The following is a 14,800-nucleotide window of genomic DNA, read 5'->3' on the forward strand; positions in this document are numbered from 1 at the left end:
CCGAAATGGCCGAGATCAAGAAGCTCGCGGCCACGGTGCGCAGCGGGACAGGCAAGGGGGCCGCCCGCAGCGTTCGCCGTGAGGGCCGTATACCAGGAGTCATCTATGGCGGCGGCGAAGCGCCGACGCCCTTGTCGCTCGACAAGAAAGAGCTGACCAAGCTCATCTACGCCGGGCACTTCCTCACGACGATCTTCGAGCTCGACATCGACGGAAAGCCCGAGCGCGTCATTCCGCGCGACTATCAGCTCGACGTCGTCAAGGACTTCCCGCTGCATGTCGATTTTCTGCGGCTGAAGGCGGGCTCGCGCCTGCGCGTCGACGTGCCGGTGCATTTCATCAATCAGGAAGCGGCTCCGGGTCTCAAGCGCGGCGGCGCGCTCAACATCGTCTACCATTCGGTGGAGATGTGGGTGCCGGCCGACAATATTCCGGATTCGATCACCGGCGATCTGACCGGCCTCGACTTCAACGACGCGCTGCATATTTCGGCGTTCACTCTGCCGCCGAACTGCAAGCCGACCAATCCGGACAAGAACTTCACCGTCGTCTCGATCGCGCCGCCGGTCGTCTCGGCCGAGGAGACCGCCGCCGCTGCGGCCGCCGCCGCGGCTCCGGCCAAGGGCAAGGGCGCGCCGGCCAAGGCTGCGCCGGCCAAGGCTCCCGAGAAAAAGAAGTAACGAGAGGGGCGGTCGGCGCGCGCCGCGCCGACCGCCCTCCGTCACCGGGAGCCATCGGCCATGCTGCTCTTCGTCGGCCTCGGCAATCCTGGTCGCGAATATGCCGGGAACCGGCACAATATCGGTTTCATGGCGGTCGAGAAGATCGCGGACGCTCATGGCTTTTCCGCGCCGCGCGCGCGGTTTCAGGGCCTCGTCCGCGAGGGGACGATCGCCGGCGAGCGTGTGCTCGCGCTGCTGCCGCAGACTTACATGAACGAATCGGGACGCGCCGTCGGCGAGGCGCTGCGCTTTCACAAGATCGCGCTTTCGGATGTCGTCGTCTTTCACGACGAGCTCGATCTTTCGCCCGCCAAATGCCGCGTGAAGATCGGCGGCGGCGCCGCCGGGCACAATGGGCTGCGCTCCATCGGCGCGCATGTCGGGCAGGATTTCAAGCGCATTCGGCTCGGCATCGGCCATCCGGGCGACAAGGCGCGCGTGCATTCCTATGTGCTCAATGATTTCGCCAAGAGCGAGGAGCCCTGGGTGCGAACGCTCTGCGGCGCGCTCGCCGACAATGCCGCGCTGATCGTGAAGCGTGACGACGCCGGCCTGCAGAACAAGATTCACCTGGCCTTGGAAGCCGCGGGCTTCGGCGCGCCCAAGCGGGTCGGCGAGGCGTGATCGGCCCCCGCGCTCTGGCCTTTGGTCTCGCGGTCTTCGCCGCGAGCATGGCCGCCGCGGCCGAGGAAAAGCCGTCTCAGGCGTATGGCGAGGATCATCCCACCTGCCAGGAATGGACCGACGGCTGCCTCGTCTGCGCCCGTCGGGAGGACGGCTCCGCGGCTTGCTCAATGGTGGGCGTGGCCTGCCTTCCCGCCGCCGTCGTCTGCCTGAAGAGCAAATGAAGCCCGGCCTCGGCGGCTGAATTTCAGCTGAACGCCGCGTTCAAAGCGGGTTCAGCGCCGCGCCGGCATGATGCGCTCGTCGATCGGGGAAACGTCCCGGTCCAAGGAGACAGACATCATGAAGACCAACGCCATTCTCGCCATCGCCCTTTTCGCTTCCGCTCCGGCTTTCGCCCAGACCGCGACCGCCCCTGCGGCGAAGCCTCCGGCCGGACCGGCCGCCGCCGTCACTGCGCCGGTCAAGCAGGTGGTCGCCGTCGCCCAGCCGCTCGACATCAACTCCGCCACTGTGGAGCAGCTCGCCGGCGTCAAGGGTCTGACGCACACGCTGGCCGAGGCGATCGTCAAGGGCCGGCCCTATAAATCCGCGGACGAGCTGGTGAAGAACCGCATTCTCACCGATGCGCTGTTCGCCCAGGTCAAGGATGGGCTGACCGTCAAGCACAACTGATCCGAGCCAGGCTTCCTCCCCCGCAGGCCAGCTCGCGAAACGCCCGCCGATCCTCGGCGGGCGTTTTCGCCGTTTTCGCAGAAAGTCGGGGAGATCGACGAAGCTTTGCGCGCAGCCCCTTTCCGCATGGGCACTTAATGCGTATATTGCGAACTGCCGTCCCTCGGGGCGGCTATGGCGATAAACGAACTCCGTAATAAACCTATCGGACCCGGGGGCGGTACCCGGCGCCTCCACCCGAGGCCGTCATGCGAGGCTTATGCATTCGGCATGGCGGCCTGGGGCGGGGGCGAAATAGGATCGACGAGGGCGTAAAGGGTGCTTTTTCGCTCGGCATGATACCGCCGTTATCGGGTCAAACCTTATAGTTGCCAACGACAACTATGCTCCGGTGGCCGTCGCTGCGTAATGCAGTGAAGGTACTGGGATTCAAGCCCTAGGGGGTAGCACTTCTAGGCGGGGCTCGGAGGCGCCTGGCAACAGAAGCCTCCACTTTCGTCCCGACGGGGCAGAGCGAACAGGGGTTCTCGGCGAGCGTCATGTCCACCGACCTCATCAGATACGATCTTCTCGTCCAGGACGCGCTGCGCGGCGTCATGCGCAAGGTTCTCGCCGATGCGGCGGCGGCCGGCCGTCTGCCGGGCGACCACCATTTCACCATCAGCTTCCGCACAAAGGCGCTGGGTGTCAGAATCTCCAAGCGGCTCGCCGAGCAATGGCCGCAGGAGATGACGATCATCCTGCAGCATCAATATTCCAATCTCGTCGTCGACGAGCGTGGCTTCTCCGTGGGCCTGTCTTTCCGCAGCATTCCCGAGCAGCTCTATGTGCCCTTCGACGCGGTGACGGTCTTCTCGGACCCGTCCGTCGATTTCGGCCTCAAATGGGAGGTGGACGAGCTCGCCCCCGCCCGTGAGGAGGAGCCGACTCAGTTTCCGACTCGGCCGCAGCCGAGCGCCGAACCGACGCCCGCGCGGCCCGGCCCGCGTTCCGCCCGCAGCGAGAAGCGGCAGGAGACCGCGCCGGCTGCGACGGAAGAGGGCGGGGGCGAGGCCGCCGCCAAGATCGTCTCCATCGACGCTTTCCGCAAGAAGACCTGATTCGCCATGGGCGATATCGTCAATCTTCGACGCGCCCGCAAGGTCAGGGACAAGCGAGCCAAAGAGGCGGAGGCCGACGCCAATCGCGTCGCTCACGGCCGCACAAAAGCCGAGCGCGAGCTCGGCGAAGCGAGCGCTCGCCTCGAGAGAGAAAAGCTCGACGCGCATCGGCTGGAGAATCCGCCGCCCGACTCTGCGCCGAAGTGACAGAAGCGAGCCTTTGCGGCTCGCATTCCGTCAGGCGAACAGCCATTGCTTGAGCGAGAAGCCCGAGCTCAGCGTTTTCCGATAATTCTCATAGAGCGCCAAATGGCCGGTCGCGGGCTTGGGCAGCTCGTTCTTCTTCAGCTTGCGGAAGAAGGGGCCGAGAATATCCTCGAAGTTCTGCGTCGTGTAGCGGCCGCCATAGCGGTCCGAGACGCGCTCGGCGACATTGGCGAAGAGCAGGATCAGCGCCTTGAACAAAGCGGGGTTGGCGATGTTCGCCTCCACGCCATGATAGCGCAACCCGTTGAGGCAGGCGCGCAAATAAGCGTTGAGCACCTGATAGACGTCTTGCGCCGAGGCGTCGACGAAAGCGCCGTCGATGGATTTCAGCGCGGCGTTGAAGGTCACGCGCGAGATCTTGCCCTTGCGGCGCTCCGAGGGGCTGAGCAGGCCGGAAAGCACGCTCTTCTCGTCGTTGGAGAATAGGTCGAAGACATTGTGCAGCAGCGCCTCGGCCTCGGTCTCCGATTCCGACAGGCGGCGAATGTCGAGCAGCAGCTCCGGCGGGACCGGCCGCTGCTTGGTGTTGATGTCCATGAACAGCTGACATTCCTGCGAGCGCGTCAGCCTGTTGTAGACGACGACCGGCACTTTGACGCTCTTGGCCGCCATGTTGAAGCCATAGACGCGGTGCTGCCCGTCGATGATGAGGAAGGAGCGCGGATCCTTGCGAAAGGTCAGCTCGCCGCTCTTGCGGTCGAAGGCGAGCTGCGCGCGCGGCTGCGCGGAGAGAATGATCGCGCTCGGCACGCTGCCGAAGCCGCTGTCGATATAATCGGCGATCTCTCTCGCGCGCTTCTTGTCGAGCAGGCGCTGGAAACCGTCGATGGGATTGTCGAGCCGCGCCTCCACCGTGCAGGTGGCGGCGAGCAGATCGCTCGGCAAAACGAGAGTGTAGAATCGGTGCTTGCCCTGGGTGACGAGCAGGGCGGGGGCGGCGGCGAAGCCGGCGCCCGTCCGCCGCGGCGCATCCGACGTTTCGTCTGGCTCGCCCGGAAGAGCGGCTTCGAGCGCAGGCTCGACCTCGCTCGGCTCGGCATGATCGGAAGGCGGCGCGTCGATCGGATTTTCCATGTTCAGATCCTTCGGGAAAGCGCGCCGGAAGGGCCGGCGAATCGTCGCACAGAACCGAATCGAACAGGTAAGCGGTCGAATCCTAGCGAGGAGGCGGCAAAGAACAAGGCAAATCGCATTTTGCCCAACAAAAAACCGGCCCCTTTCGGAGCCGGTTCTCGTTTTTCTCGATTTGCGCGCTGCTCAATATTTGGCGAGCACGGGCTGCAACAGGCCGCCGCCGAAGCGATAGGTGATGCCCGCCGAGACGACGATCGGATTGATCGGCAGCGACACTTTGACCGGAACGAAGATCGGGCCGAGCACCGCCGCACCCGGCACGAAAGCAACGGCCGTCGCGTGAACCATCGGATGAATGCCGATATATTTGAAGTCGACGTTCACGCCCCAATGCTCGTTGAACATATAGTCGAAGCCGGCTTGGCCGACCACGCCCCAAGAGGGAGCGACAGTCGCCCATTGGAAGGTGGCGAGGGCTCCGGGCAGGCCGAGACCGGCCAGCGCCGAGCCCGCCGCGAAGGGGATGCCCCAGACGTCGTTGTTGACGCGCGTGCCCCAGAAGGCAGTGAAATTCGCGCCGACGCCGAGATAGGGCTGGAACTGGCCGAAATTGGTGAAGTGATACTGCGCCATCAGGGACGGCGGGAACACCCAGGCGCGCGCGAAGTCGCTGGCGATGGTGCCGGTGCCCTGAATGTGATGCGGCGCGACGCAGCAGATCGCCTCGATCGCCCAGTTCTTGGTCAGGTAATAGGCCACGTCGAGCATGGGAACGATCGACGTCGAGGTGTTGGTGCTGGCGCCGGCGATGACGCCATTCGCGCCGGTGAGGCCCGAGAGGCGGCCGATGGAGCCGAGCGCCGGATGGCCGATGCCCTGATCATAGACAGTGCCATGGCCGTCCAGCGGAATGACGCTGCCGACCTTCAGGCGAACCTGGAAGGGCTGATAGCTGTCGACGAAGGCCGGCGGCGGCGGCTCCTTGAGCGACGACAGGCCGTCGGCGCGCGAGACGAGGCCGGGCGCGAAGGGGTCGAAATGCCAGTTGAGGCCGACGCGGACATTGTGGAAACGGGTCGGCGAATTCTGCGTCGCGGCGAAGACGGGCGTCGTCGCGCCGAGGATCGCCGCCGTGCCGCCGTTCAGAGAGACGGAATTGGCGTTGGTCGAGCCGAGATCGACATAGAGATATTCCGCCTTGACCGACCAATTCGGGATGGGCGACCACTCGACGCCGCCGCCCGCCGTCCAGCCGGTGCGCGTGTCGTCCGAATAGCCATGGCCGACGGCGCCTCCGGCGAAGCCCGCAGCCGCCGCGGCGGCGAAATTATCGGCGAAGCCGACATTGTGGATCACCTGGCCATAGGCGAAGCCGCCCGTGCCATAGATCATCAGATTGGGAACGGACGGCAAGGTGAAGCCGACGCGGCCGCGGACAGTGCCGAACCAGTCGACCGCTTTGGTCGAATCGGCGGTCTGCAGATGCGCGCCGGTGGCGTCGAACACGCCGATGCCGGATTTCGCCTTGCTCTCCACGTCTGTGGCCTGAATATCGGCCTCGAGGCCGAGAACGAGCCAGGGCGAGACCTGATGATTATAGCCGATCTGTCCGCCGCCGATGACGCCGTGCAAATCCTGCGAGGCGCCCCAAGCGGAGCCCGCGGGAAGCGCTCCGAGACCGCCCGGCGTCAGATAGCCGAGACCGCCCGTCTCCCGGCTGGAATCGCCGAAGCCGTAGCCGATGTTGATACCGCCGTAGAGGCCGGTCCAGCTGAAGGCCGGAGGAGGCGGAGGCAGCGGCGCGCTCTTCATCGAAGGAAGATCGGCCGCCTGAACCGTAGCGCTCGCTGCGGTCAACACGGATGCGGCGAGCGCGCCGCGCAAAACACTTCTCATCAGGCTCCCCCGTCGATTGATCTTAGGACAGCGCGCAAGGCGCCTGTCCGAGTCGGCGCTCAAATTGCTCCGATTTTCGACAGGAGGACTTGATCTAGATCAAAGACTGCCTCGTCTCACAATTCTTTCTCTCCGGCTGTGACTCTTTGGCCACAGCTCGCGACAGTTGCCATTGCGCGGCGATCCTATTAATCGGAGGGCGAACCGCCGGATTCTGCGGCCTTTCTGGGGCGAAACGGCAGAATCACGGCAGATTCGTCGGCGCCGCCCGCTCAGAAAGCTCGGTCGCGGCTGCGACGATTTGACTTGCCGAAACACGAGCCGAAGTCCGCGGCGAGGCCGCGTCCGGCGGGGGAGACACAATGCTCGAAGCGGCCTTGGCGCATGGGCTGAAGACAGAGGAATATGAGCGCATCCTCGCGCTGATCGGCCGCGCGCCGAGCCTCACCGAGCTCGGAATATTCTCGGCCATGTGGAACGAGCATTGTTCCTACAAGTCTTCGCGCATTCATCTGCGCAAGCTGCCGACCAAGGCGCCCTGGGTCATCAAAGGGCCGGGCGAGAACGCCGGCGTCATCGACATAGGCGGCGGCGACGCCTGCGTCTTCAAGATGGAGAGCCACAACCACCCCTCCTTCATCGAGCCCTATCAAGGCGCGGCGACGGGCGTGGGCGGCATTCTGCGCGATGTCTTCACAATGGGCGCGCGGCCGATCGCCTGTTTGAATCTGCTGCGCTTCGGCAAGCCGGCGCATCCCAAGACGCGGCGGCTGGTCGCCGGAGTGGTCGCCGGCGTCGGCGGCTATGGCAATTCCTTCGGCGTGCCGACAGTGGGCGGCTCGACGGAATTCGACGAATCCTATGACGGCAATATTCTCGTCAACGCCATGGCGGTCGGCCTCGCCCGCACGGATTCGATCTTCTATTCGGCGGCGGCGGGCGTCGGCAATCCGATCGTCTATCTCGGCTCCAAGACCGGCCGCGACGGCATTCACGGCGCCAGCATGGCCTCCGCCTCCTTCGAGGCCGACGCCGAGGAGAAGCGTCCGACCGTGCAGGTCGGCGATCCTTTCTCGGAAAAGCTCTTGCTCGAGGCCTGTCTCGAGCTGATGGCCTCGGGCGCCGTCATCGCGATCCAGGACATGGGCGCGGCCGGCCTCACCTCCTCCGCCGTGGAGATGGGAGCCAAGGGCAATCTCGGCATTGAGCTCGATCTCGACGCCCTGCCCTGCCGCGAAGAAGGCATGACCGCCTATGAGATGATGCTCTCGGAGAGCCAGGAGCGCATGCTCATGGTGCTGAAGCCCGAGCAGGAGAAAGAGGCCGAGGCCATTTTCGTGAAATGGGGCCTCGATTTCGCGATCATCGGCAAGACCACCGACAATCTGCGCTTCGTCGTCAAGCACAAGGGCGTCGTCGAGGCCGATCTGCCGATCAAGGAGCTCGGCGACGAGGCTCCGGTCTATGACCGTCCCCATGTCCCGACGCCGAAGCCGCCGGTTCTCGATGCGGCGTCGATCGCGCCGCTCGGCTCCAATGCGCGCGCGCTGCTGGCCCTGCTGGCGACGCCGGACCTCTGCTCCAAGCGCTGGGTGTGGGAGCAATATGACCATCTGATCCTCGGCAATACGGTGCGCGCGCCGGGCGGTGACGCCGCCGTGGTGCGCATCCGCGAGGGGCGCAAAGGCCTGGTGCTGACCACCGACGTAACGGCGCGCTACTGCGCGGCCGATCCGGCGGAGGGCGGCCGCCAAGCTGTGGCGGAGGCTTGGCGCAATATTTCGGCGCGCGGCGGCCAGCCTCTGGCGCTCACCGACAATCTCAATTTCGGCAATCCCGAAAAGCCCGAGATCATGGGCCAGTTCGTCGGCTGCCTGCAAGGCATTGGCGAGGCGGCGCGGGCGCTCGACTTCCCGATCGTCTCCGGCAATGTCTCGCTCTACAACGAGACGCAGGGAACCGGCATTCTGCCGACCCCGGCGATCGGCGGCGTCGGCGTGATATCGGATGTCGCGCTCGCCTCGACCATCGCTTTGCCCGAGGGCGGCAAGACCATCCTGCTCATCGGCGAGACGAAAGGCTGGCTCGGCCAGTCGCTCTATCTGCGCGATCTCGCCGGCCGCCGCGACGGCGCGCCGCCGCCGGTCGATCTCGAGGCCGAGAAGCGCAATGGCGATTTCGTGCGCGCGCTCGTGCTCGAGCAGCGGGCGCTCGCCGTCCATGATCTCTCGGACGGCGGCCTCGCCGTGGCGCTCGCCGAAATGGCGATCGCCGGCGGCGTCGGCGCGACCCTAGACCGCCTGCCGGAAGGCCCGGCCCATGCGATCCTCTTCGGCGAGGATCAGGCGCGCTATCTGGTCGTGGCCGAGCCGGCGGAAGCGGCGGCGATCGAGGCCGATGCGAAGGCCGCGGGCGTGGCGGTTCTCGCTCTCGGCGCGACCGGCGGAAACGAGTTGCATCTGCCGGGTGAGGCGCCGATATTGCTTTGCGACGTGCAACATGCGCAGCAGGCGCCGTTGCCGGCCTATATGGCCGGGGACGACAGCGTCTTCGCTCTAGGCTTTTAGGAGGTCGATGCGCAATGGCGATGGAAAGAAGTGAAATCGAGCGTCTCATCAAGGTGGCCATTCCGGACGCCGTGATCGAGATCACCGCGCTCGCCGACGACGGCGATCATTGGGCCGCCTCGGTGAAGTCGGAGTCCTTCCGCGGCAAGAGCCGCGTGCAGCAGCATCAGATGGTCAACAAGGCTTTCGGCGAGCGCCTCGGCGGCGAGCTGCATGCTCTGGCGCTGACCACGATCGCTCTATAAATCGTTTCTACGCCCGGCGGCGCTCGCCGGGCCGCCTGCAACGGAACCTTGAATTCCGCTAGACGAGGTAATCCCATGTCCGACTCCACCACTACCGCGATCAAGAACGAGATCGACAGCGCCGATGTCGTGCTGTTCATGAAGGGCACGCCCGCCGCGCCGCAGTGCGGCTTCTCCATGCAGGTCTGCCAGATTCTCGGCCATGTCGGCGTTCCCTTCAAGAGCGTCAATGTGCTGGCCGATCCCTTCATTCGCGACGGCATCAAGGCCTATTCGCAATGGCCGACCATTCCCCAGCTCTATGTGAAGGGCGAGTTCATCGGCGGCTGCGACATCACCCGCGAGATGTTCCAGTCCGGTGAGCTGGTCGCGCTCTTCGACAAGGAAGGCATCGCCCACGCGCAGACGGCCAAGGCCTGACGGGGCGAGATTCCTTCTCCCGCTCGCGGGAGAAGGTGGCCCTCGCGTCAGCGAGGGTCGGATGAGGGCTCGTCGAGAACAGTGATGAGCAGAGATCGCGTCGCGGTCGGATGGACCCTCATCCGACCCGGCAGCGCCGGGCTGCCTTCTCCCACGAGTGGGAGAAGGAGAGCGCGCACACGCGCTGTCATCCGCCGATTTTGACGCCTTTGGCCTGCGCCAAAGCGATGACCAGCAGCCCGACATGCTGGCTGTTGACGATCCCGCCGCCGAGCGCCAGCTCGAGCGCCTCGCGCCAGGGAATGCGCTCGACGACTATGTCCTCGCCGCTATCGAGATTCAAAGGCGCGACCTCTCTCGCGCCCTCGCCATAGAGGACATGAATCCAATTGGAATGCGTCGCCGGATTGGGCGACAGGCGCGCCAAATGTCGTAATGATGGCGTGGCGTGTCCGGTTTCTTCCAGCAATTCGCGCGCGCCGGCGGCTAGGGGATCGCTCTCATGCGCGTCCAGCTTGCCGCCGGGCAGCTCCAGCGACGCCGCGCCGACGCCATGGCGATATTGCCGCACCATCAAAAGACGGTCCTCTTCGTCCAGAGCGACGACATGGACCCAATCGTCATATTCCAGCACATAATAAGGATCGAGCGAGACGCCGCGCCGCGTCACGCAATGGTCGGCGCGCAGATTGATCCAGCGGTCGCGGACGAGCGTGCGCGACGAGCGGACGTCCCAGGGCCGCAATATGTCGTCGGTCAAAGGGCCATTCCTCAGGGCGTCGGCCGCGAGGAGAGCTCCGCCGTGCGCGTCACCAGCGAGCGGCCCTCTTCCGAATCCCAATTGGCCGGACCCTGCATCAGGCCGATCTGGCAGCCGGAGCCGTCGATGAGAAAGGTCGTCGGCAGGCCCAGGGCCTGGCCGCTCTGCCGCAGCTGGAAGAAAATCTCGGCCTTGGGATCGGCGTAATAGGCGAGGTTCTTCGCGCCGATCTCGCCGAGGAAGGCCTTAGGCCGCTCGAGGCGGGAGGTGTCGACATTGATCGTCACCACCTCGAATTTATCGGAGCCGGCGGCCGCCTGCAGACGGTCGAGCGCGGCCATCTCGCCGCGGCAGGGCACGCACCATGTGGCCCAGAGGTTGAGCAGCACGGTCTTGCCCTTGAAGTCCTCGAGCTTGCGCTTCTGGCCGTCCGGCCCGGTGAAGGTCACTTCCGGCATGGGCTCGGGCTCATTGGCGATGGCCATGGCCGCGACCTCGCCCTTGGCGAGCGCTGACACGCGCTGCGAGGTGTCGCGGGAGGCGGCGCAGGCCTGGCTCACCGCGCTCGTCTTGCCGCTACTGCCGCCGTTCACGTATAGAACGCCGGCGACGGCGGCGGCGACGAGAGTCGCGCCCGCGATTTTCGGCAGGCTGCGTCGGCTGGAGCTTTCCATCTGGTCGGTCATCGATCCCGTTCCGCGAGGAGTTATGACAAGCAAAATATGGGGCGGCCGCTTTCAAAGCGCAACCGACGCGATTTTGGAGGCGATCAATGTCTCCATCGATTTCGACAAGCGCCTCGGTCCACAGGACGTGAGAGGCTCCCTCGCGCATGTCGCCATGCTGGCCGAAACCGGCATAGTCGCGCCCGAGGACGCCACCGCCATCACGCGTGGTCTAGAACAAATCCGCGGCGAAATCGAGGAGGGGCGCTTCACCTTCTCGCGCGCGCTCGAGGACATTCATATGAATGTCGAGTCGCGGCTCGCCGAGCTCATCGGCCCGGCGGCCGGGCGCCTGCATACGGCGCGCTCACGCAACGACCAAGTGGCGACCGATTTCCGCCTCTATGTCCGCGACGCGATCGACGACATAGACGCGCAACTGGCGGACCTCCAGCTCGCCCTCGCCGAGAAGGCGCTGGAGGAGGCGGGCAGCGTCATGCCCGGCTTCACCCATCTGCAATCGGCGCAGCCGGTCACTTTCGGCCATCATCTGCTCGCTTATGTCGAAATGCTCTCGCGCGACCGCGGCCGCTTTTCCGACGCGCGCGCGCGGCTGAACGAATCTCCGCTCGGCGCCGCGGCGCTGGCCGGCACCTCCTTCCCCATCGATCGCGAGAAGACGGCCAAGGCGCTCGGCTTCGCGCGGCCGACCGCGAATTCGCTGGACAGCGTCTCCGATCGCGATTTCGTGCTGGAGACTCTTTCGGCGATGGCGATCTCGGCGACGCATCTCTCGCGTTTCGCGGAGGAGATCGTGCTGTGGACGACCTCGCAATTCGCCTTTGTCGCGCTCTCCGACAAATTCACCACCGGCTCCTCCATCATGCCGCAGAAGCGCAATCCCGACGCGGCCGAGCTGGTGCGCGGCAAGACGGGGCGCATCATCGGCGCGCTGCAGGCGATGCTGGTGGTGATGAAGGGCCTGCCGCTCGCCTATTCCAAGGATATGCAGGAGGATAAGGAAGGCACTTTCGACGCGCTCGACAATTTCGCGCTCTGCGTGGCGGCGATGGCCGGCATGATTCGCGACATGAGCGTCGATCGTCCCCGGATGCGCAAGGCCGCGGGCGCCGGCTACGCCACCGCCACCGACCTCGCCGATTGGCTGGTGCGCGCGCTGAATCTGCCCTTCCGCGAGGCGCATCATGTGACCGGCCGCATCGTCGGAATCGCCGCCGAGCGCAATGTCGGCCTCGAGAAGCTGCCGCTGGAGACGATGCAGGAGGTCGAGCCGCGCATCACCGAGGATGTGTTCAGCGTGCTCGGCGTCGAGAAATCGGTGAAGAGCCGCACGAGCTATGGCGGCACGGCGCCGGAGAATGTGCGCAAGCAGGCGCGGCGCTGGCTGAAGCAATTGGCGAAGAAGTAGAAGAGAGAGCAGGCTAGTCGGGTGAAGGTTTCCTCATCCTGAGGAGCGGCCGCAGGCCGCGTTTCGAAGGACGAGGAAACCGTCGGCGCCGCCTTCTGGAGCTCGCCCTCCTGCTTCGAGACGGTCGCTTTGCGACCTCCTCAGCATGAGGACGAGGGTGACGCCCCTCCACGATCGCCCCGAATCGTGAGAGCGCGCGGTCTCGTCATCCGCGCGCTTTCGTCTATAGTGCCGGCCCGATCCGGCTCCGATGGATGAGACATATGGCTGATCTGCTCCGGCCGCGTTCGGCGGCGACGCTTCTGATTCTCGCGCTCGCGCTCTCCGGCTGCGGGCGGCGCGGCCCGCTCGACTATCCGCCCGAGGTCGCGGCGCGGCCCAAGGCCGTGGTCGTGCAGAAGACGACGCTGACTCCGGTCGGCGGCAAGACGCCGGTCGCCGAGGATGTGAAGGCGGTGGAATATATCCCCGGCACACCGGGCTATCGACCGCCCGAGCAATATCCTTTCATCCTCGATCCTCTGCTGGACTGAAACGAGCGACATGCATCACTTCGACTATCGCGCCGGCGCGCTGCACGCCGACGAGGTTCCGTTGGCGAAGATCGCCGAGAAGGTCGGAACGCCCTTCTACTGCTATTCGGCGACGACGATCCGTCGGCATTTCCAGGTCTTCTCGGCAGCCTTCGCCGGGCTCGACGCGCTGGTCTGCTATGCGCTGAAGGCCAATTCCAATCAGGCCGTGCTGACGCTGCTCGCCGGCCTCGGCGCCGGAATGGACGTCGTCTCCGGCGGCGAGCTGAAGCGCGCCCGCGCCGCCGGCGTTCCCGCGAGCAAGATCACCTTTTCTGGCGTCGGCAAGACGCAGTCCGAGATCGCGCTGGCGATCGACGAGGGCATTTTCTGCTTCAATGTGGAGTCGGAGCCCGAGCTCGCCGAGATTTCCCGCATCGCCTCCGCTAGGGCCAAGCGCGCGCATATCTCGCTACGCGTCAATCCTGACGTCGACGCCAAGACCCACGCCAAGATTTCGACCGGCCTCGCCGAGAATAAATTCGGAGTGCCGCTGTCGCGCGCGCGCGAAATCTACGCCCATGCGGCGAAGCTGCCGGGCCTCGAGGTCACGGGCGTCGATATGCATATCGGCTCGCAGATCACCGATCTTTCGCCCTTCGACGAGGCTTTCTCTCTGCTCGCCGAGCTGGTCGCGGGGCTGCGCGCCGATGGACACAAAATCTCCCATGTCGATCTCGGCGGCGGGCTCGGCATTCCCTATCACGAGGGCGAGGACCCGGCCTCTTATCACCCGGATCGCTACGCCGAGATCGTCCGCCGCCATATCGCAGGGCTCGGGTGCAAATTGCTGTTCGAGCCGGGACGGCTCATCGTCGGCAATTCGGGAATATTGGTCACGCGCGTGCTCTATGTGAAGCAGGGCGAGGCCAAGTCTTTCGTCATCGTCGACGCCGGCATGAATGATCTCGTGCGCCCGACGCTCTATGACGCATGGCACGAGCTGATCCCGGTCGCGCAGGCTGCGCCGTCGCATCCGCGCATTATCGCCGATGTCGTTGGGCCGGTGTGCGAGACGGGCGATTACATCGCCCTCGGCCGCTCCATCCCCGAGCCGGCGCAGGGCGATCTATTGGCCATTCTGACGGCCGGCGCCTATGGCGCGGTGCAGGCGGGGACCTATAACAGCCGCCCGCTCGTGCCGGAGGTTCTCGTCGATGGCGCCGAGTGGGCCGTGGTGCGCGAGCGCCCGAGCGTGGAGCAGCTCATCGCGCTGGATTCTGTGCCGGAGTGGTTGCGGAAGTAAGGGGCTTCGCGGCCGAGCGCCGCGGATCAGCTCAGGAACTTCAGCGCCGCGAGCAGAAACCCGCCGAGCACCATTTGCGTGACGACGAGCCAGCGGAGAATATCGACTTTGAGATTGGCGGCGGAGGTCTCGATCTTGGCCTCGACCTCGCGAATGTCCGATTTGGTGGCGAGCAAGCCGGCGTCGATCTCGCGAAACGCCTCGACGACGCCGATGGCCTGCTCTTCCGAGAAGCCTCTCTTGCGTAAAACCTGCACGATGGCGAGGGTGTCGATCGTCAGAGCGGTCATGGACGCAAAGATAGCATGTTCGCGGCCGCATTCAACACGAGCCGAATGCTGCCCTATAGTGTGACGCATGAACGGATCAGTTCACATTAGACAGGCGTTGCCGACGGATGCCGGCGAAATAGCTCGCGTTCACGTGGAAGCGGTCCGCGCGGCCTACAAAGGCATTTACGCTGACGAGCACCTTAAAAAGCTGTCCGCCGGTCGGATGGCGCTGAGTTGGCTTCATGAGGAAAACGGTCATTTGATAA

At 65.1% G+C, this 14,800-nt stretch carries 18 protein-coding genes and 1 other RNA gene; 13 read left to right on the plus strand and 6 right to left on the minus strand.

Annotated features, from left to right (window positions below):
- Positions 1-5 precede the first annotated feature (5 nt).
- The 7 genes from IY145_RS11740 to IY145_RS11770 all read left to right on the plus strand — a co-directional run bounded on the left by IY145_RS11740 (position 6) and on the right by IY145_RS11770 (position 3,328).
- A complete protein-coding gene (locus IY145_RS11740; RefSeq protein ID WP_196408381.1) occupies positions 6-680 on the plus strand; it encodes a 50S ribosomal protein L25/general stress protein Ctc in 675 nt (224 codons plus the stop codon).
- A gap of 60 nt (positions 681-740) precedes the next feature.
- Positions 741-1,346 (plus strand): aminoacyl-tRNA hydrolase, encoded by a 606-nt coding sequence (pth, locus tag IY145_RS11745; protein WP_196408382.1) that lies wholly within the window; start codon positions 741-743, stop codon positions 1,344-1,346.
- Positions 1,343-1,570 (plus strand): hypothetical protein, encoded by a 228-nt coding sequence (locus IY145_RS11750; RefSeq protein ID WP_196408383.1) that lies wholly within the window; start codon positions 1,343-1,345, stop codon positions 1,568-1,570. Before pth ends, IY145_RS11750 begins: the two co-directional genes overlap by 4 nt.
- A gap of 118 nt (positions 1,571-1,688) precedes the next feature.
- Entirely contained in the window at positions 1,689-2,021 is a 333-nt protein-coding gene (locus tag IY145_RS11755) for a helix-hairpin-helix domain-containing protein (protein WP_196408384.1), read from the plus strand.
- 115 nt (positions 2,022-2,136) lie between these two features.
- Positions 2,137-2,515, plus strand: a transfer-messenger RNA (tmRNA) gene (ssrA, locus tag IY145_RS11760).
- Between the two features lie 45 nt (positions 2,516-2,560).
- On the plus strand, positions 2,561-3,121 hold the full coding sequence (locus IY145_RS11765) for an SspB family protein (protein WP_196408385.1): 561 nt from the start codon (positions 2,561-2,563) through the stop codon (positions 3,119-3,121).
- Positions 3,122-3,127: 6 nt separating this feature from the next.
- Complete coding sequence (locus IY145_RS11770) at positions 3,128-3,328, plus strand: DUF4169 family protein (RefSeq protein WP_196408386.1); 201 nt, start codon at positions 3,128-3,130, stop codon at positions 3,326-3,328.
- A 30-nt stretch (positions 3,329-3,358) separates the two neighbouring features.
- Here the strand turns inward: IY145_RS11770 and IY145_RS11775 are convergent, their stop codons facing one another.
- A complete protein-coding gene (locus tag IY145_RS11775) occupies positions 3,359-4,462 on the minus strand; it encodes a DGQHR domain-containing protein (RefSeq protein ID WP_196408387.1) in 1,104 nt (367 codons plus the stop codon).
- Between the two features lie 183 nt (positions 4,463-4,645).
- Positions 4,646-6,358 (minus strand): OmpW family outer membrane protein, encoded by a 1,713-nt coding sequence (locus tag IY145_RS11780; RefSeq protein ID WP_196408388.1) that lies wholly within the window; start codon positions 6,356-6,358, stop codon positions 4,646-4,648.
- A gap of 362 nt (positions 6,359-6,720) precedes the next feature.
- On the opposite strand from IY145_RS11780, the gene purL reads away from it, so the two are divergent.
- The 3 genes from purL (at position 6,721) to grxD (ending at position 9,590) form a co-directional block, all read left to right on the plus strand.
- Entirely contained in the window at positions 6,721-8,925 is a 2,205-nt protein-coding gene (purL, locus tag IY145_RS11785; protein ID WP_196408389.1) for a phosphoribosylformylglycinamidine synthase subunit PurL, read from the plus strand.
- Positions 8,926-8,939: 14 nt separating this feature from the next.
- The gene (locus IY145_RS11790) at positions 8,940-9,170 is read left to right on the plus strand and encodes a BolA/IbaG family iron-sulfur metabolism protein (RefSeq protein ID WP_018267018.1); all 231 of its coding nucleotides are present in this window, start codon (positions 8,940-8,942) and stop codon (positions 9,168-9,170) included.
- 75 nt (positions 9,171-9,245) lie between these two features.
- A complete protein-coding gene (gene grxD, locus IY145_RS11795; protein ID WP_196408390.1) occupies positions 9,246-9,590 on the plus strand; it encodes a Grx4 family monothiol glutaredoxin in 345 nt (114 codons plus the stop codon).
- Between the two features lie 187 nt (positions 9,591-9,777).
- Here grxD and IY145_RS11800 read toward each other — a convergent pair whose 3' ends face one another.
- Together IY145_RS11800 and tlpA are read right to left on the minus strand one after the other, a co-directional pair.
- A complete protein-coding gene (locus IY145_RS11800; RefSeq protein WP_196408391.1) occupies positions 9,778-10,350 on the minus strand; it encodes an NUDIX hydrolase in 573 nt (190 codons plus the stop codon).
- Positions 10,351-10,361: 11 nt separating this feature from the next.
- Complete coding sequence (gene tlpA, locus IY145_RS11805; protein WP_196408392.1) at positions 10,362-11,036, minus strand: thiol:disulfide interchange protein TlpA; 675 nt, start codon at positions 11,034-11,036, stop codon at positions 10,362-10,364.
- Positions 11,037-11,058: 22 nt separating this feature from the next.
- Here tlpA and argH point away from each other — a divergent pair, with 22 nt between their 5' ends.
- From argH to lysA, 3 genes are all read left to right on the plus strand, one after another.
- On the plus strand, positions 11,059-12,444 hold the full coding sequence (gene argH / locus IY145_RS11810) for an argininosuccinate lyase (RefSeq protein WP_196408393.1): 1,386 nt from the start codon (positions 11,059-11,061) through the stop codon (positions 12,442-12,444).
- Between the two features lie 263 nt (positions 12,445-12,707).
- Entirely contained in the window at positions 12,708-12,977 is a 270-nt protein-coding gene (gene lptM / locus IY145_RS11815; protein WP_024878410.1) for an LPS translocon maturation chaperone LptM, read from the plus strand.
- A gap of 10 nt (positions 12,978-12,987) precedes the next feature.
- Positions 12,988-14,262, plus strand: a complete 1,275-nt coding sequence (gene lysA / locus IY145_RS11820; protein ID WP_196408394.1) for a diaminopimelate decarboxylase — start codon at positions 12,988-12,990, stop codon at positions 14,260-14,262.
- Positions 14,263-14,288: 26 nt separating this feature from the next.
- Here the strand turns inward: lysA and IY145_RS11825 are convergent, their stop codons facing one another.
- Together IY145_RS11825 and IY145_RS11830 are read right to left on the minus strand one after the other, a co-directional pair.
- Positions 14,289-14,552, minus strand: coding sequence for a hypothetical protein (locus IY145_RS11825; protein WP_196408395.1), 264 nt, complete (start codon positions 14,550-14,552; stop codon positions 14,289-14,291).
- Positions 14,553-14,628: 76 nt separating this feature from the next.
- Positions 14,629-14,793: a hypothetical protein gene (locus tag IY145_RS11830; protein ID WP_196408396.1), complete on the minus strand. Its 165-nt coding sequence runs from the start codon at positions 14,791-14,793 to the stop codon at positions 14,629-14,631.
- Positions 14,794-14,800: the final 7 nt, after the last annotated feature.

The organism is Methylosinus sp. H3A (assembly GCF_015709455.1).
Lineage (GTDB): Bacteria > Pseudomonadota > Alphaproteobacteria > Rhizobiales > Beijerinckiaceae > Methylosinus.